The 19,858-nt window shown below is 51.1% G+C and carries 16 protein-coding genes and 3 pseudogenes; 13 read left to right on the plus strand and 6 right to left on the minus strand.

Annotated features, from left to right (window positions below):
* Positions 1-11 precede the first annotated feature (11 nt).
* From HKD32_RS15350 to HKD32_RS14025, 4 genes are all read right to left on the minus strand, one after another.
* Entirely contained in the window at positions 12-518 is a 507-nt protein-coding gene (locus tag HKD32_RS15350; protein WP_228119065.1) for a fumarylacetoacetate hydrolase family protein, read from the minus strand.
* 407 nt (positions 519-925) lie between these two features.
* Positions 926-2,341: an MFS transporter gene (locus HKD32_RS14015; RefSeq protein WP_010505434.1), complete on the minus strand. Its 1,416-nt coding sequence runs from the start codon at positions 2,339-2,341 to the stop codon at positions 926-928.
* Positions 2,338-3,342 carry a Gfo/Idh/MocA family protein gene (locus HKD32_RS14020; protein ID WP_194258330.1) on the minus strand — a complete coding sequence of 335 codons (1,005 nt, stop codon included), beginning with the start codon at positions 3,340-3,342 and terminating at the stop codon, positions 2,338-2,340. The genes HKD32_RS14015 and HKD32_RS14020 overlap by 4 nt, the downstream gene beginning before the upstream one ends.
* 200 nt (positions 3,343-3,542) lie before the next feature.
* Positions 3,543-4,574: a LacI family DNA-binding transcriptional regulator gene (locus HKD32_RS14025; protein ID WP_194258331.1), complete on the minus strand. Its 1,032-nt coding sequence runs from the start codon at positions 4,572-4,574 to the stop codon at positions 3,543-3,545.
* Positions 4,575-4,799: 225 nt separating this feature from the next.
* Between HKD32_RS14025 and HKD32_RS14030 the strand changes: the two are divergent.
* Both HKD32_RS14030 and HKD32_RS15480 read left to right on the plus strand, forming a co-directional pair.
* A pseudogene (locus HKD32_RS14030) lies at positions 4,800-5,090 on the plus strand (transposase); the annotation flags it as partial.
* 125 nt (positions 5,091-5,215) lie between these two features.
* A complete protein-coding gene (locus HKD32_RS15480) occupies positions 5,216-5,383 on the plus strand; it encodes a hypothetical protein (protein WP_382385075.1) in 168 nt (55 codons plus the stop codon).
* Between the two features lie 42 nt (positions 5,384-5,425).
* On the opposite strand, the gene HKD32_RS14040 is transcribed toward HKD32_RS15480, so the two are convergent.
* Positions 5,426-6,517, minus strand: coding sequence for a LacI family DNA-binding transcriptional regulator (locus HKD32_RS14040; protein WP_167347189.1), 1,092 nt, complete (start codon positions 6,515-6,517; stop codon positions 5,426-5,428).
* 190 nt (positions 6,518-6,707) lie between these two features.
* Between HKD32_RS14040 and HKD32_RS14045 the strand changes: the two genes are divergently transcribed.
* From HKD32_RS14045 to HKD32_RS14090, 10 genes and pseudogenes are all read left to right on the plus strand, one after another.
* Positions 6,708-8,459, plus strand: coding sequence for a glycoside hydrolase family 13 protein (locus HKD32_RS14045; protein ID WP_061928416.1), 1,752 nt, complete (start codon positions 6,708-6,710; stop codon positions 8,457-8,459).
* A 14-nt stretch (positions 8,460-8,473) separates the two neighbouring features.
* Complete coding sequence (locus HKD32_RS14050) at positions 8,474-10,087, plus strand: carbohydrate porin (protein ID WP_228119066.1); 1,614 nt, start codon at positions 8,474-8,476, stop codon at positions 10,085-10,087.
* Between the two features lie 360 nt (positions 10,088-10,447).
* Positions 10,448-11,134 (plus strand): annotated as a pseudogene (locus HKD32_RS14055) (integrase core domain-containing protein).
* 523 nt (positions 11,135-11,657) lie between these two features.
* Positions 11,658-12,695 (plus strand): NAD(P)-dependent alcohol dehydrogenase, encoded by a 1,038-nt coding sequence (locus HKD32_RS14060; protein WP_061928779.1) that lies wholly within the window; start codon positions 11,658-11,660, stop codon positions 12,693-12,695.
* A gap of 14 nt (positions 12,696-12,709) precedes the next feature.
* The gene (locus HKD32_RS14065) at positions 12,710-13,723 is read left to right on the plus strand and encodes an AraC family transcriptional regulator (RefSeq protein WP_061928776.1); all 1,014 of its coding nucleotides are present in this window, start codon (positions 12,710-12,712) and stop codon (positions 13,721-13,723) included.
* A 19-nt stretch (positions 13,724-13,742) separates the two neighbouring features.
* Positions 13,743-14,513: an SDR family NAD(P)-dependent oxidoreductase gene (locus tag HKD32_RS14070; RefSeq protein WP_061928774.1), complete on the plus strand. Its 771-nt coding sequence runs from the start codon at positions 13,743-13,745 to the stop codon at positions 14,511-14,513.
* 99 nt (positions 14,514-14,612) lie between these two features.
* Positions 14,613-15,533, plus strand: a complete 921-nt coding sequence (locus HKD32_RS14075) for a substrate-binding domain-containing protein (protein WP_228119067.1) — start codon at positions 14,613-14,615, stop codon at positions 15,531-15,533.
* 36 nt (positions 15,534-15,569) lie between these two features.
* Positions 15,570-17,117, plus strand: coding sequence for a sugar ABC transporter ATP-binding protein (locus HKD32_RS14080; protein ID WP_061928770.1), 1,548 nt, complete (start codon positions 15,570-15,572; stop codon positions 17,115-17,117).
* Positions 17,101-18,066 (plus strand): ABC transporter permease, encoded by a 966-nt coding sequence (locus tag HKD32_RS14085; RefSeq protein WP_061928768.1) that lies wholly within the window; start codon positions 17,101-17,103, stop codon positions 18,064-18,066. The genes HKD32_RS14080 and HKD32_RS14085 overlap by 17 nt, the downstream gene beginning before the upstream one ends.
* A 23-nt stretch (positions 18,067-18,089) precedes the next feature.
* On the plus strand, positions 18,090-18,818 hold the full coding sequence (locus HKD32_RS14090; protein ID WP_010505648.1) for an SDR family oxidoreductase: 729 nt from the start codon (positions 18,090-18,092) through the stop codon (positions 18,816-18,818).
* Positions 18,819-19,432: 614 nt separating this feature from the next.
* On the opposite strand, the gene HKD32_RS15530 is transcribed toward HKD32_RS14090, so the two are convergent.
* Entirely contained in the window at positions 19,433-19,642 is a 210-nt protein-coding gene (locus tag HKD32_RS15530) for a hypothetical protein (protein WP_382385004.1), read from the minus strand.
* Here HKD32_RS15530 and HKD32_RS15535 point away from each other — a divergent pair.
* Positions 19,611-19,834, plus strand: a pseudogene (locus HKD32_RS15535) (IS481 family transposase); the annotation flags it as partial. The gene HKD32_RS15530 and the pseudogene HKD32_RS15535 sit on opposite strands and share 32 nt — an antisense overlap.
* Positions 19,835-19,858: the final 24 nt, after the last annotated feature.

A 19,858-nucleotide genomic window follows, 5' to 3' on the forward strand; every position in this document is an offset into this window, starting at 1 on the left:
ATCATTCTATTTCAAGGAAGTGTGACGGTAACAGGCGCTAATGGGCCAATCTGGACTTCAGCGATCGTGCCTGCGGAAACAAATTCAGTTCCCGTCATGGACCCTGTCGTGACGATCGTCCCTGTCTGTATGGGGAAACCCCTTTTGGCAGCATGGTTGGCAAGCCAGACAAGAAGTCGCATCGGATCACCGGCGGAATTTCCTCCAGTATGATCAATGAGTGTTTTACCGTTCAAAGTGAGACGGACCCGTTCATCAACCGGCACAAGGCGTTGCCAGTCATTCAGGGGCGCTCCGTAAATAAGAGCGCCATGGTTTCCCTGATCCGCCAGATGAACCAAACCGGACTGGGATCCGGGTTTGCAAAAGCGCGTGTCGAAAATCTCGATTGCGGCATGTACACTTACAATGGATTTGCGAATATCCTCCTCTGTCCACGGTGTGGAGCGCATTGGCAGAGATGAGCCAAAAACATAGACGATTTCTGCTTCAACACCGTAGAGGCGACAGAAATCCACTGGAAGTTTGGTATCTCCCGAAAAAATTGTCTTCTGATGTAGTGGAGCACAAAAAGGTTCGCTGTCTGGGGTTGGAGCGCCAACTTTCCACCCTTGGATCGATCCAAAAGATGACATTAAGGCATGCGCTACCCGATCCTGTATTGCGTAAGCCTCTTCTGTATTTTGGGGAACAGAAGATGCTGGGATCTGTTGCAGGCAATGACCCGTTTTGCGCGCGTCCAGAAGGAGGTCTGCATACTGTTTCAAAGCGTCCGATAACGACGCTTTGAAACAGGGCGAATAAACATCAGATGTCATGTTAAACCTCAGGCATGAATTGATCATGATCCGTCTGCGGATGCGTGTGCATGTCAGGCGATAGTCAGAAGTGCCCTGAAAAATTCTAGAGCGAGGAAGCAGACTTTTTAGAACACGTCGTTCTGAGACATCAGATCTCTTCCCTTGGTCTCAGGGATAAAAAAAGTTGCCAGAACCGCAAGTCCGGCCAGAAAAATCACGTAGGTTGCCAATGGTACCCATGCGAACTTGCCACTCGAGACGCCTCCGATGTTGAACCGGGCAAACATCGTGATCAGAAACTGCCCGACCATGGGAGATACACCTCCTGCAATCACGGAGGAAAATTCACGCGTGAATGATACGGCTGTGTAACGGTGTCGGACCCCGAACATTTCAGGCAGGAAAGCCCCTTGTGTACCGAACATTCCCCAGGTTGCGACGCCAAGAGCCAGAGACAATGCAATCATTGAAAGAACTGGATTTCCCTGGCTGAAAATGTACCAGACAGGAATAGCGGTCACAGCCTGCAGGATGGCAAATGCACGATACACCCGGACTCGGCCGTAGCGGTCACTCAACCATCCGGCTCCCGGAATTGTAACAGCACCGACGAACGCGGCTCCAATCAGGGCGAGGGTTCCCCATTGGCTGCTCATCCCAACGGTATGCACGAGGTAACTGATTGACAGCACCTGATAGATGGATGAACCACCGTTTTCGGCCATGCGCAAACCAAGTCCAGCCGTGATGGGGCGCCATGAAGTGGTCAGAACTTCGCGGATTGGCATGACTTCTTCATGCTCTTCCTCTTCCTTCAACTTTGCAAAAGCTGGAGATTCCTTCAGTCTCAGCCGCATGTAGAGGGCGATGACGAGAAGAAACGCACTCCCTAGAAATGGCACGCGCCATATCCAGGTCTCTGCAATATTCGGTACGCCCGTGAGCATGCCAAAATAGATCAGTCCCGCTGCAACCGTTCCCATCTGAATCCCGAGGAAGGGGAGGGCGGCAAAGTATCCGCGACGTTCTTTCGGTGCAGACTCCGTCATCATGACCGCTGCGCCTGCCTGCTCGGCACCCGCACCAAACCCCTGCAGAATACGCATGAAAACTAGCAGAAGAGGGGCTGCAATGCCGATTGTGGCATAAGATGGAATAAGTCCAATGGCTGCACTTGCCAGTCCCATGAGTGTTACGGTCAGAAGCAGGACTTTTTTGCGGCCATGACGGTCTCCCAGTCGACCAAAGAAAATGCCGCCAATCGGCCGAACTGCAAATCCGATGAAATAGGTCGCGAAGCTTGCAACCAACCCCATGCCAGGAATGGTGCTTGGGAAGAAAAGCGGCCCAAATACCAGCGCTGATGCGAGGCTGTATAGTGCAAAGTCGTAATACTCCATGGCGCTCCCAACAGAGCATGTCCATGCAGCACGACGTAGTTCCTCGGGCGTCATTTCAGGACGCTGTGACAATGCTTCAGTCATAGTCAGAGACCGCTCCTGATCAAGGGGAAGGGACGTCGTCATCGTCGTTGCGCTCATGATGGGATGACCTTTATCTCCTGTCCTGTACGGACGGATTCCTTGAGGGCCAGTGCAATCCTGAGAGAAGCCACCCCATCCTCGCCTGTTGCTGCAGGTGTTCCTTTGCCATTGATGGCACCGAGGAAACGGGCGACACTGTAGCGGTAAAGATTATGATGAGTGAGGGATATTGGTTGCTCTCCCTCTGCATTTCGTAAAGCAAGACTTCCTACTGGCTTCTGGGACATGCAATCCCGCGCGATCAAAGCCGCTTTGTCTCCGTAAATCTCTATGCCTCCAGGTGCATATGGAACAGCGTAAGACCCGTGAATCTGTACGAGAACGTCTCCAGGGAAGCGCATAACCGCCATCAGACCATCTTCAATGCCCGAGACACTTTTGCGACCGCTCTGCGTCATGGCAAACACAGAAAGCGGTTCAGTCCCCAGTAAAAAGCGTAAAGTATCAATGTCGTGAATAGTACTATCGAGGATGAGCCCACCCCCGGCATCGTTCAGGCGCCATCCATCCACTGACTTGGCAAGACAATTGGCGTGGAAAACCCGGACGGTATTCAGGTTCCCGATTGCACCTGCACGCAATTGTTCTCTGAGAGCAATATGCACGGCGGAACAGCGTAAATGATGGTTGGTGCCGAGAACCACACCTCTCTCATGGCAGACACGAACAATGTCTTCAGCGTCGTCCAGCGATAAAGCGAGTGGCTTTTCGCACAGAACGTGCTTCCCGGCACGCGCGGCAGCAAGAGCCTGTTCTTTATGAAACTCGTTTCGAGAACTGATATATACTGCCTGAATTTCCGAATCTTGCAGAATATCATCAAGCAGCGTTGTATTGCGTGGAATACCATTGGCTTGAGCGTAAGCTTTTCCTCTTTCAGCATTTTGACTGAATACTGTGCAAATTATACCTTCCTGCTGCGAGCGAATGGCGTCGATCATCCACTCTTGCGCCACGTTACTAGCCCCAATCAGAGCCCATTTCACGGGTGTTGTCATAAGCCCTCCTTGAGTTTCGTCTCTGATGACGAAACAGAACTTTTAATTAGATCGATCTAAAAGACCGCGGTTCGTACAGGGAATGCTAATTTTGAAAAAAAGTCACATAAATAACGTTAGGTAAACGTCACTCTTGTGTGATTATATGATTTTTCATCACGTTTTCTGTGATCGTATCGTCGTTTAGGTGAGTAAAGATGTCACCCGAGATAAGCATTTTGGCCACAACTGGCACGGATGATTAGCTGAGGAGAGAGAATAATATGTTCCCTCGAACGCTCGGGGTTTTCAAGTCGAGCCTGAAGGAGATTCGCAGCCGCTCGACCGATATCGCAGGGGCCAGTGCCGATGGTCGTTAAAGCGGGATAAGACGCCGATGCTTGGGGCAAATCATCCATCCCGATAACTGCAAACTCCTTACCCACGGCAATACCATGCGCCTGAAGACGATTCATGACATTTAAGGCCATGATATCATTGTAACAGATCGCTGAATCTGGAGGATCGGAGGAATTTAGCAGCGTATCAAACATCGCCTCGTCATAGGTATTTTCTGCTCCACCCGAAACAATCAGTGTTTGGGGGAGGTGATGCAGTGCCACCGCTCGCATGAATCCTTCACAACGAGCCTGTGCGGCAGAATGAACGTTCATATTGCCAACGAACATGATTCGTCTGCGACCAGTCCGAACGAGATGCGTTACTGCTTTTTCAATACCAGTAGCGTAATCAGCGGCCACATAATCACTCTCATCTGAAGAAACTTGCCGGAGGGCCTGCACGAAAGGCAGTTTTAACCGCTTAAGATCATCAAGAAGCGTCTGGCAACTTCCCACAGCAGGACAGATGATGACCCCATCAACGTTGTGTTCTCGCAGGCGTTGTAGCTGGCGAGCCTGACGGTCGACCGATTCATTGCTATTGGCGATGAAACAGACAACGTCATTGGTATCATTAATCTCATCAACTCCCGCTGTCAGCTCACTGAAAAAGGGGTTCGCAATATTGGGAAGGACAAGGCCAATGGTGTGGGTCCGGTTCTGTCTGAGGTTTGCTGCACCCCGATTATAAATATACCCAAGACGTTTCATGACCTCCTGAACACGCTCACGCGTTTCGGTCGCAACCAGAGGACTTTCGCGCAGGACCAACGAGGCTGTCGCTCTGGACACGCCAGCTTCACGAGCAACGGCAAGAAGGCTGACAGGGGCCAAAGAGAAAGACTTTTTCATGATAACGGCAGACCGTTTTGAGCAAAAGAAACTTGAAAAGACAGAAGGCCTATAGATAAGAGCTTTTACCGCAAACTAAGATACCAGAAAAATCTCGACAAAGCGTCATTCTTCTCAATGAGGAATTCTAACAAATTTCATGGTTTGATGGAAAAGAGGTCGCCCCCGATTTTCGAACAGGGGCGTAAGCTATAATCCGACCTAAGAGAGGACAGGTTTAATGATCTGCTGGACAGTTTTCCCGCGGCAAAATGGCTCCTGGCCGATCACGCCTATGACGCCGATTGGTTCAGGGACGGACTGGAGGAGAAAAGGATCAGCCCCTGCATTCCAAGCCAAAAATCCCGCACGACGCCAGTCAGTTACGACAAGCACAAATACCGGCGCCGCAATCGTATCGAAACCATGTTCGGCAGGCTCAAGAACTGGCAGCGCGTCGCCGCGTGTTACGACAGATGTCCAACCTTCTTCGTCTCAGTTATCTGCCTCGCTGCCACTGTCATGTTCTGGCTATGAATCCTGAGCCTAGACGTGTTTCCGTCGGGACTGGCTCGGGCGCAACCAGTAGGTCCAAGTGTCCAAATTCTTGTGGCAGATCACCCTCGTAATCCGGATTTGCGACGGGAGAGGCTTGAGTTTGGTTGCCCGGTTGTTATCCGCGCAAACGTCTGGATTGGAGGTGGGCCATCATCTTGCCAGGAATTACGATTGGAGATGATACCATTATCGGTGCAGGAAGCCTTGTCACACGTAGTGTGAGTTTAGGAATGAAAATTTCAGATAATATAGCGCACCACATACAGTACTGATGTAAGTATTATTTATGAAATATCGAAGTATGGAGAAAAATTTCATGAATTGCGGGAGTATTTCTCGCTTGATATACCAACTGTATTTCTTTCTATGTATGTCGATTGGAGAATGACTTCCTGGCATGAATTTTTTTTCTGAAGAATTTTAACCGCCTGCTGCCCTTTCTCTTCGTGTGGCTGCCTGATGGTGGTCAGCTTATGAACTTCTGCCTCAGGGATATCGTCAAAACCTACTATCGAAATATCATTGGGGACAGAAAGCCCGATTGCCTGAACAGCCTTGATCGCGGCAATAGCGAGACGATCACTGAGAGCAATAATAACAGTGGGTTTTGATGGAGCCTGAAGTAATTTCATGGTTCCCTTTAGAGCACTTTCCTCAATAGCTTCTCCACATTCCCAGATTGGACACTCTTCTGGTTCAAAGCCAGCGTGTAGAAAGGCTTGGCGATAAGCATCAAGTCTGGTTAAAACCATTTCATATTGTGAAGCAGCGAGCCGTTCTTTGGAGACAAAGCCCGTTTTCCTGTCAGGAGCAAGTTTGAGAGATAGAATACCGAATCGACGATGCCCCAGTTGAAGCATGTGTTGAACTGCTGCGTTAATACCAGAGGTCGGATCTACTCCCACAAAGCCAGCCCCTGAAATTCGAGGCTGATCAATTGTCACAAGTGGTATGCCGCGGCGAGAAGCCCGTTCTACAGTGTGACTGTTTGTTGCAAGAGAATAGAGAATCATGCTGTCAACTGCGGCATGACTTGGAATAGCAGCGCAGGGGCCTTCTGCCTCTTTGTCGTGACTGGCGATGAGAAGCAGATTAGTCGGATGTGACTGATAGGCTTTAGTCACCCCACGTAATACAGCCAAGCCTGCAGGATCTGATACTGCATAATGAAGATCGTGGCTCAAAACCAGTCCTACAGCGCCAATCTGCCCTTTTCGAAGCTGCTGAGCGGCAGGGTCTGGGCCAGAGTATCCTAGCTCACGTGCAGTTTTAAAAATTTTCTGACGAAGGTCAGATGACAATTTTTCGGGTCGAGAAAAAGCATTGGAAACCGTTGTATGAGAAACTCCAATGTGAGCTGCGACATCCTTCAGGGTAACATGCAGACGGCGCGGCTTCTGGCTCATATTTTTGTCCTGAAGAACGAGTTTCCAAAATTGTGGAATCATAATTCATTTTCTGAAAAATCCCTAACGAGAGGGTCAGTGACAGAAAAAAGAAAACATTACTCCCAATAGCATGACACAATTTGTAAGTTGAACGATAAAGTTGAACGTTCAACCATGCGTCATCTCTTTTTGATTCTAAGGTGTGCTCATGCTTTCCAAGATGCGGCGTCGTACTACACTGAAATTTATCCCGCTCCTGTTGTCGGGAGGGGCAGGTCTGTCCATGATTAATTCAGTCGAGGCTCAAGGTAAAAGCCAGCATACCTGGTGGAAAGAAGCTATTGTCTATCAGGTTTTCATCCGGTCGTTTGCGGATAGCAACGGAGATGGAATTGGCGATTTTCGTGGCCTTCTTAATCGACTGGACTATCTGAAGAACCTTGGCGTCACTGTTCTCTGGCTCAATCCACATTACGACTCTCCCAATGTCGATAGTGGTTATGACATCCGTGATTATCGAAAAGTCAATTCCGATTTTGGGACAATGGAGGATTTCGAGGCACTAATGGCCGGCGCGCATGCGAGGGATATGAAGGTTATCGTAGATCTCGTCGTCAATCATACAAGCGACCAGCATATTTGGTTTCAGAAAAGCCGTTCCAGCAGAGATAATCCGTACCGTGATTATTACATCTGGCGTGATGGGAAAAATGGTGGTCTTCCCAACAACTACCCATCATTTTTCGGTGGCAAAGCTTGGCAGAATGATTCGAAAACAGGACAGTATTACCTTCATTACTATGAACGGTGTCAGCCAGATTTGAACTGGGACAATCCTAAGGTTCGCCAAGAAGTCCATGACATCATGCGCTTCTGGATTGCGCGTGGAGTATCGGGCTTTCGCATGGATGTCATCCCATTCATCTCCAAGCCTGCAGGCCTTCGCGATTTGACAATAGAAGAATTGCAGGATCCGTCCGTTGTTTTTGCTAATGGTCCACACCTTCATACTTATCTTCATGAGATGAACCAAAAGGTTCTATCGCCTCACAATGCCATGAGTGTTGGGGAAGCTTTCGGCGTCTCTTACGCTCAGACGCCTCTGTTTGTCTCTCAACAGAGGAAAGAGCTGGATATGATTTTCCATTTCGATACGGCGCGTGTTGGTCGCAAAGATTGGGAAACGCGGCCATGGACACTCCAGGAATTAAAAGAGACTATCACTGAAGACGATCGTTCGACTGGTCCAGACGGATGGACGACATCATTTCTGGAGAACCATGATAATCCAAGAGCAGTCTCACGTTTTGGAGATAATAGTCCTGCCTCTGCCAAAGCTCTGTCTCTTCTGGTCATGGGGCGGAGAGGAACTGTTTTTATTTTTCAAGGACAGGAAATTGGTATGACCAATATTTCCTTTGATAAGATTGAAGACTTTGAAGATGTTAATGCAAAAGGCATATGGGCCGATACGGTAGGTCGTGGAACACATTCAGCGAACGCTGTCCTTACAGAATTGCGTCAGACCAGCCGGGACAATGCGCGCACTCCAATGCAATGGAATAATACCACAACGGGAGGCTTCACTACGGGAACGCCTTGGTTCAGGCTAAACCCCAATACGGATCGTATTAACGTGGCTGCGCAGGAGCTTGATTCTTCGTCTGTACTCTCTTTTTATCGGCAGATAATTTCTTTTAGAAAAAGCCATCCGGTTTTAGTTTACGGTACTTTTCATGATATTGATCCACAAAATCCTAATATTTTTGCTTTTACCAGAACATTAGATAACAATCAGATACTAATTTTTATCAACTTGACGGCTCAATCGCAGGCGTGGGCTTTGCCTGCTGAAATAAATCTTGGCAAAATTCTTCTTAACACGCACGTGGTAAAGCCCATGGGCCGGACCTTGTCACTTGCTCCTTGGCAAGGGTGTATTACTGCTATCTCCAGCTAGAAAGAAGCAAGATTTTGAAAAGCTTCTTTTGTATTCTCATCATGTATGTATTTGTGTGTATGCCAAAATCCATAGCTTCTCCGGCAATTGCCGGAGAAGCTGCAAAACAGGTTCCTGATTCTATTGTAAGGATCAAAGAATCTCGATCTTTATTCTTGAAAAGACCTTTGCCTTACTCCGGAGTTTGGCAACATTTAATTACGTTGAAGGATCTTCGAAACTGGCTTCAGAGGCATTCAGAGGCAGATTTCGTTTCAGCGGAAGATGCCTCCGAACAGCTTCCCAGAGTAGAGAGTGATCGCGTCAACATGCCTCTTGGCCTACTGAATTTCGGAAAAGAACAAGTGCCGCCGATTATGGTCCCAGAGGCTGTTTTGATTAATCCATGGGGTATTAAAACCTGGCTTCAGAGGAAGGGTATTAATATCCTTGTTGACAATACGAACGAATTTGGAGCTGCTTTGACTTCCCCCACGCCCAGACTGGGTTTGAAAAAAGGGAGCAGCAACACAGGGCAAGTTGGATATTTGACTAATATTGACTGGGAACATCTGGCGGGAATAGGAGGTTTCTTAACACATACGGCCATGGTCAGTCGATACGGTATCCCGGCCAGTCCTATGTTCGGAGACCAGCTTAGTCATAGTCAGGAAATTTATGGTGGTGGCGGGAACGTTGTTCTGCATCTTGTCTACTTTTATGGCGAAGAGACATTAGGACATGGCCGGTTTGATGTAGCGGGTGGTCGAATACCGCTTCTTCTGGATTTTATGGCAAACTTTGCTGTGACCTGCACATTTATGAATAATGCATTCTGCGGAAATCCAAACGCCATTGCGGATAATACAACCCATTCATCATGGGCTGATGCGTCCTGGGGAGGGCGTATGCGCTGGAGGCCAACGGATCACATCTATTTCCAGACTGGAGCCTATCTTAGTCAGGAAGGTATTTATGGGAATGTGCAATTCCGTACAGGTTTCAAGTTTAATGGAGCAGATATCAATGGGGTGGCTGTACCCTTGGAGTTTGGCTGGGAACCTATTCTAAACCATGGCAATCTTCCAGGGCATTATAAGGTTGGCTATATCCTCGATACTGCCGATCATCATGATAACTATTATGACGGTGATGGAGGAGCTTTTGCTAGAAGCGGAAAGACTCCTCGTATCAATCATGGGTCATGGTCAGCCTATATGCAGGTCGACCAAATGATCTGGCATCATCCGCATCATCGAGAAGATGCAGGAGTTATTATTTTTGGAAATTTCGTCGCCAATTCAGAACGGACCCAGACACGTGCGCAACAATATGAAGCAGGCATTATAGATCGTGGATTTTGGGTTTCTCGCCCGCAAGATACTCTTGGATTTGCGTTTGCATACGATCGCGTTTCGGGACCTATTTCGAGATCTCAACAGATACAGATTCAGAATGGCCTCCCTCTTTTGGGCGGCGCATATGGTATTCAAAAATATGCTATTGTTCTGGAGTTGGTTTATCAATATCGCTTGATGCGTGGCGTTTTTCTTTCTCCGGACGTACAGTATTTTTTTCGACCTAATGCAGAGAAGCATTTGAAAAATGCCGTCATGGTTGGGTTCAAATCGCATGTTGAGATATTTTGAATACCTGAAAGTTTTGGGTTTATAAGGTGGATCATCGAAGAACCGTTAATTGAGGCGCTTGCGGCCTGATCTCGGTTCAATAGGTGCTTATTGAGGGTTCCCTGGTCTGATTTTCGCACCTGGTCTGGCGCAGAGCGTTAGGCATTGACCTTGGATTGCTACATTATGGCGTTGATCCTCGCGAGGAAAAGGAAGCGGCGCATATTATAGATGATATTGGTTCCCCGAACTCTCGATGCACTCCAGGCCGCCGCCTTTTCGCCGCCGCACGATATGAGCCAGATTAATTAGATTATGCTCTAGGTGTTTAGTCCCGTGATTTGATGGTGTGGTATTTTCACGAGAGTGGAAGGAAGCCTTATGGGACAGAGACGTCATGGGAGCGCCACGACCACGCACGCCGTGCGAGCAGCACTACAGCGATCGCAGGCTTCGCTCGCGTCGCTGAGCGAGGAATTCGGGATCAACCCGAAAACAGTTGCAAAATGGCGGAAGCGCTAGACTGTCGAAGTCTAGAGTGCTGAGGGCAAGCTGCACCTTTTCGTTGCCATCGATCGGACAAGCAAATTCGCTGTCACACAACTCGTCGGGAAAGCCGATCGGAAGACAGCCTGGGAATTCCTCGAACATCTCCTGAGTATGATCCCTTATCGGGTTCATACCATCCTGACCGACAACGGGATCCAGTTCGCTGAGCAGCCTCGTAATCGCAATACGGCGTGGTCGCGTCCAATGCGCTTTGACATGGTCTGCGAAGCCCACGGGATCGAACATCGTCTGACGAAACCCAATCATCCCTGGACGAACGGTCAGGTTGAGCGGATGAACCGGACAATCAAGGAAGCAACCGTCAAACGCTTCCATTACGACAGCCACGAGCAGTTAAGGACACACCTCAACGACTTCATGGCAGCCTATAATTTCGGGCGAAGGCTCAAGACCCTGAACGGCCTCACACCTTACGAATACATGTGCAAAATATGGACTTCAGAGCCAGAAAGATTCATCATCAATCCAACCCATCAAATCACGGGACTAAACACCTAGTGCCTCTCCAAAGGGGAGGGGCTTTTGTTATTTTCCGAATAGACCGACTTCTGGTTCAGATCAGCCCCGAACAGTCCAAAATTCGCTGTTCGGGAAGAGAATCCGAGCTGATCGTTCCAATACGCTCTCCAAAATCAAAGAACCCGACTATTTCATGATCTCTGCCCTCACAATATGAGCGATGGAATCATAGCGGCGCGATCAAAAGAAAGGATTTTTCGAGCACCCTATCGGAAGTTTTTTTGAACAGCCCGCACCTCATATTTGCGTTATCTATAACATGAAAAATTTCAGACTAAAGCGGATTATATTTCCTTATAGGAGAAGAGAATGTAAAAAATATTATTATTTATCAATATATTACATAAAAATTTGAAAACGAAAAATTCGACATCTGAAAGTACTTCACTCAAAAAAGTATCATTTTTTAGGAAAAAATGTTCTATATTTTGTGATATATAACATATAATTCGTACTTCTGATCACAACTGATGATAAAACGTGCGACAGGAGACGGTTGGGTATGGCTCAGGCACTGGTGCTTGAAAAGAAAGGTGAGCTCTCTCTGCGGGAGATCAGCCTGCCGTCGGAGCTTGGACCGAATGACGTCCGTATCGCTATTCATACGGTGGGTATCTGCGGCAGCGATGTGCACTACTACACGCATGGTGCTATTGGACCCTTCGTTGTCCGTGAACCCATGGTTCTGGGACATGAAGCTTCTGGAACGATTACGGAAATTGGAAGCCATGTCCGGTCTTTGAAAGTCGGAGACCGGGTGTGCATGGAGCCGGGCATTCCAGACCCACAATCCCGCGCAACGCTGATGGGCCAGTACAACGTAGATCCCGCCGTTCGCTTCTGGGCAACCCCACCGATCCATGGTTGTCTAACACCCTCTGTGGTTCATCCAGCCGCTTTCACGTTCAAACTGCCGGACAATGTGAGCTTTGCTGAAGGTGCGATGATCGAGCCGCTGGCGGTTGGCGTACATGCCTCGGTGAAGGCCGCTATCAAGCCGGGAGATATCTGTCTTGTGACAGGCTGTGGCCCTATCGGCATCATGACGGCGCTGGCCGCACTTGCTTCCGGGGCAGGGCAGATTTTCATCACGGATCTGGCTCCTGCCAAGCTTGCCATTGCCGGGCAGTATGACGGTATCCGACCCATCAACGTGCGTGACGAGAAACCGCGTGATGTTGTGGATGCCGCCTGTGGCGCTGACTGGGGCGTGGATGTCGTCTTCGAAGCGAGCGGTTTTGCCGGTGCTTACGACGACGCTCTAGCCTGTGTGCGACCCGGGGGAACCATCGTTTTCGTAGGCATGCCTATCCAGAGGGTCCCGTTCGACATCGTGGCGGCTCAGGCTAAGGAAATCCGCATGGAAACGGTTTTCCGCTACGCCAACGTCTATGACCGCGCCATCCGCCTCATCAGTGCGGGGAAAATCGACCTCAAGCCGCTTGTATCGGAAACATTCCCTTTCGATCAGGCTATCGCGGCCTTTGAGCGGGCTGCTGAGGCTCGACCAAGCGACGTCAAACTCCAGATTGTTCTCTGAGAAGCGGTGCCATCATGTCCGTAACGCAGAAATTGCCTAAGCAGGGGCCGTTTTCCCCGATTGCCAGTCGTGCATCAGCGCTTGGAATGGTCAGTTCTCTGAAAGCAAAAGCACCTGTAAGTGAGGGAAACACGCGTCCTGTTTACGAAACGATCCATGCCGAACCGAACACCAGTTTCCGCTGGCATCAGCATGACTATCCCGGTCCGCTGGCACGCTGGAACCATCATCCGGAATACGAACTGCACCTGATCACACAGAGCGAAGGCCGTGCGATCATCGGGGACCATATCGGGAGTTTCGGGCCACGCCAGCTTGTTCTGGTCGGACCTGATCTGCCGCATGGCTGGTTCAGCCCCCTCAAGCCGGGTGAAGTGCTGACAGGGCGGGATGTTGTCATTCAGTTTAGCGCTAAATGGATTGAAAGCCTGATGGCGCTGTGCCCGGAATTGGGTGGACTTAGAAATCTGCTTCAGGCCTCTACTCTTGGCGTCGAATTCACCGGCCCAGAAGCGCTTGGCCTCGGGGAAAAACTCGAAGCGATCGGGACTTTTCAAGGCGCTGGGAAGCTGGCCGCCTGTCTGGATCTTCTTGCCACACTAACGTCTGCTCCGTTCAGGACGCTGTCGCTCAAAGGTGAGACCAAGGCGCTCAACAGTCCGGAAATGCAGCGAATGAGCGGTGTCATCACATCCCTGATGGCTATGGACCCGTCCGAAATCCGGCATGACCATCTGGCGCAGGATCTGGGGCTGTGCGCCTCAACATTCTCTCGCCAGTTCCGGGCTGCGACGGGCGACACGTTCATGTCTTTCCTGCACCGGCTGCGGGTGTGTCACGCGTGCCATCTGCTGGCCAGTTCCCCCCTTTCAATCACGGAAATCGGTGCAGCTTCCGGCTTTAATAACCTTTCCAATTTTAATCGCATTTTCCTGCGTCTGCGTGGTTGCACACCACGGGACTACCGTCGTCATGCCCGCGAAATGACAGCCCTTTCGCCTGCAGATGCCGCTGATTTTTTGAACTGATCGACAGGGAAAACAGACCATGCCAACACTTCCACAACGCTTTTCCCTCGATGGTCGCAAAGCTCTTGTCACGGGTGCGTCCCGCGGGCTTGGCGTCACGATCTGCGATGTTCTGAGTGCCGCCGGAGCCGATATTGTCGCGGTTGCACGGTCTGAAGCCGATATGGCTGAAACACGCCGGATCGTGGAAGGCCATGGGCGTCAATGCCTCACGGTTGTTGCTGATCTCAGTGATCCGACTGTCCCTGACGCTGTCGCCAAGACAGTGACGGCTGCGTGGGGTGGCGTGGATATTGTCGTCAACAATGCTGGCGTCAGTTTTCCCCGGCCGCTGGTGGAACAGACCGTCGAAGAATGGGACACCGTACAGGCCATCAACCTGCGTGCGCCGTGGCTTCTCGCCCGTGCTTTTGCGCCGGGGATGATCGAACGCAAACGCGGTAAGATCGTCAACATAAGCTCCCAGGCCAGTTCTGTCGCGCTGATTGACCATGGTGCTTACGTCGCTTCCAAAGCTGGTCTGAATGGCCTCACCAAGGTCATGACGGCGGAGTGGGCGGCTCACAACATCCAAGCTAATGCCATCTGCCCGACAGTTGTCTGGACGCCCATGGGCGAACGCGTCTGGAGCGTTGGCAACAAGTTGGAAAAGCTACTGGAAAAAATTCCCGCTGGTCGTGTCGCAACACCGGAAGATGTCGCGGATACAGTTTTGTATCTCGCCTCCGATGCGTCGAACATGGTCAACGGGCAGGAAATATTTGTCGATGGCGGATACACGGCCCTTTAGGTCGCCGCATCTTCAAATAGAGACATGTGATTTTACGGTTTTGACAAGGCCATGTGCAGGAAATGGCCTGCACAATTCATGCAGATCAACAGGTGTAACATGAAGATCAAGACGCTTCCGCTGGCCCTTCTGTCTCTCGCTCTTGGCGGGACGGCCCTGTCACAGCCGGCTGCCGCAGCCGGAGCGCCGCTGAAAATCGGCGTTTCTTTTCAGGAAATGAACAATCCGTACTTCGTCACCATGAAGGACGCGTTACAGGAGGCCGCTGCCACAATCGGCGCCAACGTCATCATCAGCGATGCACATCATGACGTGTCCAAGCAGGTGAGTGACATTGAGGACATGATCCAGCAGGGCGCGCAGATCATCATCATCAACCCGACCGATACCGTAGGCGTCACGTCCGTCGTAAAGACCGTTCATGACAAGAACATCCCGATTGTCTCGGTAGATGCTCAGGCTGGTGGTCCGCTGGATGCGTTTGTCGGCTCCAAGAACTACGATGCCGGCTTCAAAGCCTGCGAGTATCTCGCCACGACGATCAAGACCGGTAATATCGGTATTATCGACGGCATCCCGGTCGTTCCCATTCTTGAGCGTGTTAAAGGCTGCAAAGACGCTATCGCCAAGCATTCCGACATCAAGATTGTCAGCGTTCAGAACGGCAAGCAGGAGCGTGATCAGGCTCTGACTGTGGCAGAGAACATGCTTCAGGCGAACCCGGATCTAAAGGGCATCTTCAGCGTCAATGACAATGGATCGCTCGGTGTGTTGTCCGCCATTGAATCCAATGGCTCGGACGTGAAGCTGGTCAGCGTTGATGGTAACCCGGAAGCTGTGAAGGCCATCAGCAAGCCAGGCTCGCATTTCATCGCCACGGCAGCACAGTTCCCCCGGCAGGAAATCCGTCTGGCACTGGCACTCGCCCTTGCCAAGAAATGGGGTGCAGAAGTGCCGAAGGTTCTGCCAGTCGATGTCGAACTGATCGACGCGACGAAAGCCAAGACGTTCAGCTGGTAAATTCCAAGGTCGGCCCCGGATTTTGGAGGGAACATCATGACAGAAACCAGTCAGATATTGTCGGAGCCTCTTCTGGCGCTTGAGGGAATCTCCAAGAGCTTTCCGGGAGTCCGGGCGTTACGGAATGTCAGCCTCAGCCTGGAGCGTGGAGAAATCCACGCTCTTCTGGGGGAGAATGGTGCTGGAAAATCCACGATCATCAAGATCATGGGCGGTATCCAGTCTCAGGATGAAGGACAGATCTTTCTCAAAGGAAAAGAATGCCACTTTTTCAGCTACAGGGACGCCATCAGTGCGGGGATCGGAATTGTTTTTCAGGAATTCAGCCTAATTCCTGAACTCGATGCCGTGGATAATATTTTCCTCGGGCGCGAGATGCGGAACGCTCTCGGATTTTCCCGCAAAAACGAAATGACGCGCATTGCGCAGGGAATTTTCGAACGTCTGGGAGTAAAAACGCGGTTTGATGTGCCTGTTGCGCGTCTCAGTGTCGCGGAACAGCAGTTCGTGGAAATTGCGAAAGCCCTGTCACTGGATGTGCAGGTTCTCATCCTCGACGAACCAACCGCGACCCTGACCCCGACGGAAGCTGAACTGCTCTTCAACGTCATGCGGCAGCTTCGCGATCAGGGGATCGGAATTTTCTTCGTGTCACATCACCTCGAAGAGATTTTCGAAATCTGCGACCGCATTACGGTGCTTCGTGATGGTGCCCACGTGGGCGTCCTGAAAACAGCTGACTGCACCATGGATCATCTGGTTGAGAAGATGGTCGGCCGGAAAATTGAAAGTACGTTTCCGCCCAAACCCGCTCTCCAGACTGCCGAGCGCATTCTGGAAGCCGAAAACATTCGTTTTGCCAGTAACGGGCACCCCAACAGTTTCTATCTGCGAAAAGGTGAAATCCTCGGTTTCGCCGGGCTCGTCGGTTCTGGCCGAACGGAAACGGCGCTGGCGTTGATCGGCGCACTGCCATGTCCCGGAAAAAGGGTGCGGATTGAGGGCAGGGAAGTGTCTATGGGGAATCCTGCACAGGCTCTGCATCATGGCATCGGAATTCTGCCCGAAAGCCGAAAAACCGAGGGATTGATCCTCGGCTTCAGCATCCGGGACAACATCTCCATCAACAACCTGCCGCAATATACCCGCCCGATCGGCACGATCGACACCGCCCGGGAGAAGCGGAAGACACAGGAACTGATGTCCGCGGTCCACATCAAAGCCCCTTCGGACGAAACGACCGTAGTGAGCCTCAGTGGTGGGAATCAGCAGAAGGTTGTGATTGCGCGCTGGCTGAACCGGCGAAGCAAGATCCTGATCTTCGATGAGCCCACCCGCGGCATTGATGTCGGGGCCAAGGCGGAAATCTACACACTCATGCGGAACCTCACGGCAGAGGGATACGCCATCATCATGATCTCATCCGAGCTTCCAGAGGTCGTCGGAATGTGTGACCGCGTGGCCGTGTTCAGCCATGGCGTCATCACGGCAGTTCTGGAAGGGGATGCCATCAGTTCGGAAGAGGTAATGCGTCATGCAACAGCAAGCGTTAAAAAGTCCGCAGTCGATGCACTCTCTGCTTGAGCGTTACAGAGCGTCGAAGGTCGCACGTTCAACGGCCTTTCTCCCGGCTGTCGGACTGTTCGTGGTCGTGGCCTGCATGATCGCGCTCAACAGTCGCTTCCTGTCCTTCGGCAACCTCGAAAACGTTGCCAGACAGGTCTCGATCAATGCCATCATTTCTGTAGGCATGACTTTTGCCATTCTCACGGGCGGCATTGACCTCTCCGTAGGCGCGGTCATGGCGCTGGCCGGAACCATTACAGCGGGTCTGCTGGTTTCTGGCTTGAACGCCGGGCTGGCCATTATCGCCGGGCTAGGTGTCGGGGCGCTCTTTGGAGCAGGAAACGGATTGTGCATTGCCCGTCTCGGAATGCCGCCGATCATCGTCACTCTGGCATCCATGAGCATCGCTCGTGGACTAGGGCTGATCTACACGAACGGCTATCCCATTTCGGGTCTTCCAGACTGGTTTGCGTTTATCGGTCGCGGGAAGATTCTGGGAATCCAGACTCCCATTCTCATCATGCTGGTGGTCTATGCGCTGGCTTATCTGTTGCTCCAGCGCATGCCGATTGGCCGCTACATTTATGCAATCGGTGGGAATGAAGACGCCGTTCGCCTCTCCGGCATCGATTCCCGAAAATACAAGATTATCGTTTACCTGATCGGCGGCTTTACGGCTGCTCTGGCGGGCGTTGTTCTCTCCTCCCGTCTCATGAGTGGTCAGCCGAATGCAGGCGTCGGCTTTGAACTTGATGCCATCGCTGCCGTGGTGCTGGGTGGCACCTCAATTTCCGGCGGCCGTGGTTCCATCATCGGGACCCTGATCGGCGCCATGCTGCTGGGCGTCCTGAACAACGGGCTGAACCTGCTTGAAGTCTCCCCTTACGTTCAGAACGTCATCAAGGGCGCGATCATCCTTCTCGCAATTTTCATCAGTCGTCAGCGCGGCACAGCATCTGCACGCTGAGACAGAATCACAAGGTAGAGCATATGACACAGTCTCTTCAGAACAAGGTCGTCGCTATTACGGGCGCGGCTTCGGGCATTGGCCTCGAATGTGCCCGTTATCTCATCGAAGCTGGTGCGGTGGTCTATCTTCTGGACCGTGACGCCAAGGCGCTGGAAGAAAAGACAGCAGAACTCGGCAGCCAGGCTCATGCGATCATTGTCGATCTTTTCGACTACAAAACCGTAGATGCTGCGGTCGCGCAGATCGTTCAGGAGCAGGGCCGGATCGATGTTTTCCACGCCAATGCCGGCGCGTATGTTGGTGGCAATGTGTGGGAAGGCGATCCTGATAGCTGGGATTCGATGCTCCATCTGAACATCAATGCAGCTTTCCGCTCGGTTCGCGCCGTACTGCCGCAGATGATGAAGCAGGAAAGTGGCGATATCGTTATGACCAGCTCGATTGCAGGCATGATCCCCATCATGGCCGAGCCAATCTATACGGCCTCGAAACATGCCGTGCAGGCATTCGTCCATACGGTTCGCCGTCAGGTCGCGAAGTACGGAATTCGTGTGGGCGCCATTCAGCCTGGCCCGGTTGTCACCCCTTTGCTGAAAGACTGGGATCAGGCGCGGCTTGAAGCCAACATTAAAGCGGGTGCCCTGATGGAAGCCAAGGAAGTTGCCGAAGCTCTGATCTTTATCCTGACACGTTCAAAAGGTGTCATGGTGCGTGATCTGGTCGTTTTGCCGCATAATTTTGATGCTTAAATAGAGGCTGAAAGATCGAAGAAACGTTAATTAAAGCTGTAATGTTTCAATTTTGAACTTAACGGGCTTCCTGTTGTCTCTCTTGAAAATAGGCTGTTTGTTCGGGTGAGAAGTAATTGATCCTGCTGTTGCTAACCCGAACAGCGTCTCGAATTCTCGCGATCTAGGGTGCCAGATAGACGTTGCTGGAGGCAAGCATATTGCCTGCTTGAGGCACACAGGAATGTCGACGCTGTGCACCGTATTTCTCGAGCGCCTGATTCCGTATTTGCTCCAACTGGAGCAAAAGGTTGTGCGCATGTCGGATTTTTCAATTAGGCGAGTATCGAACCAACAGGATAGCTATTACTCAATCTCCTAGGGTGTCCTAGGGGCGAGGGCTTGAAGGGCGGTCAGAAGTAGAATCTGAAAGACGTTGTGGGAGCGCCAGTGTTTGCTGGATGCTGCGCACATTGGAGCATGGGGACGACTGGCTTCGAGCCAGCGATAAAAGGCGTTTTCTGCCTCCATGATCGGATACCAGTCTGAGAGTTAATCGTTCAGGAATGCTTCAGCCTAGGTGTTTGGTCCCGTGGTTTGATGGTGTGGTATTTTCACGTGAGTGGAAGGAAGCATTATGGGGGCAGCCATGTCATGGCAGCACCACGGCCACGCCCGCCGTTCGAGCAGCAATACAGCGATCGCAGGCTTTGTTCGCGACGCTGAGCGAGGAGTTCGGGATCAACCCGAAAACAGATGCAAAATGGCGCAAGCGCCAGATTGTCGAAGTCCAGACTGCTGAGGGTCGTTGCTATCGACCGGACAATCAAGGAAGCAACCGTCAAATGCTTCCATTACGACCGTCATGAGCAGTTAAGGACACACCTCAACGACATCATAGCAGCCTATAAATTCGGGCGAAGGCTCGAGAGGCTGAGTGGCCTCACACCTTACGAACACGTCTGCAAATATGGACTTGAGAGCCAGAAAGATTCATTATCAATCCAACTCATCAAATCCCGGGACCAAACATATAGGCTCAGGTTCTGATTATTTTTGCG

Origin of the sequence: Gluconobacter japonicus (assembly GCF_015244665.1) — a bacterium.
In the GTDB taxonomy this organism is placed as follows: domain Bacteria; phylum Pseudomonadota; class Alphaproteobacteria; order Acetobacterales; family Acetobacteraceae; genus Gluconobacter; species Gluconobacter japonicus.

Excerpts from the sequence above, each read along its gene's own strand:
- HKD32_RS14065 (WP_061928776.1), top strand. The coding sequence starts at position 12,710 with ATGTCCGTAACGCAGAAATTGCCTAAGCAGGGGCCGTTTTCCCCGATT.
- HKD32_RS14075 (WP_228119067.1), top strand. The coding sequence starts at position 14,613 with ATGAAGATCAAGACGCTTCCGCTGGCCCTTCTGTCTCTCGCTCTTGGC.
- HKD32_RS14070 (WP_061928774.1), top strand. The coding sequence starts at position 13,743 with ATGCCAACACTTCCACAACGCTTTTCCCTCGATGGTCGCAAAGCTCTT.
- HKD32_RS14045 (WP_061928416.1), top strand. The coding sequence starts at position 6,708 with ATGCTTTCCAAGATGCGGCGTCGTACTACACTGAAATTTATCCCGCTC.
- HKD32_RS14015 (WP_010505434.1), bottom strand. The coding sequence starts at position 2,341 with ATGAGCGCAACGACGATGACGACGTCCCTTCCCCTTGATCAGGAGCGG.
- HKD32_RS14060 (WP_061928779.1), top strand. The coding sequence starts at position 11,658 with ATGGCTCAGGCACTGGTGCTTGAAAAGAAAGGTGAGCTCTCTCTGCGG.
- HKD32_RS14025 (WP_194258331.1), bottom strand. The coding sequence starts at position 4,574 with ATGAAAAAGTCTTTCTCTTTGGCCCCTGTCAGCCTTCTTGCCGTTGCT.
- HKD32_RS14020 (WP_194258330.1), bottom strand. The coding sequence starts at position 3,342 with ATGACAACACCCGTGAAATGGGCTCTGATTGGGGCTAGTAACGTGGCG.
- HKD32_RS14040 (WP_167347189.1), bottom strand. The coding sequence starts at position 6,517 with ATGAGCCAGAAGCCGCGCCGTCTGCATGTTACCCTGAAGGATGTCGCA.
- HKD32_RS14080 (WP_061928770.1), top strand. The coding sequence starts at position 15,570 with ATGACAGAAACCAGTCAGATATTGTCGGAGCCTCTTCTGGCGCTTGAG.
- HKD32_RS14090 (WP_010505648.1), top strand. The coding sequence starts at position 18,090 with ATGACACAGTCTCTTCAGAACAAGGTCGTCGCTATTACGGGCGCGGCT.
- HKD32_RS14085 (WP_061928768.1), top strand. The coding sequence starts at position 17,101 with ATGCACTCTCTGCTTGAGCGTTACAGAGCGTCGAAGGTCGCACGTTCA.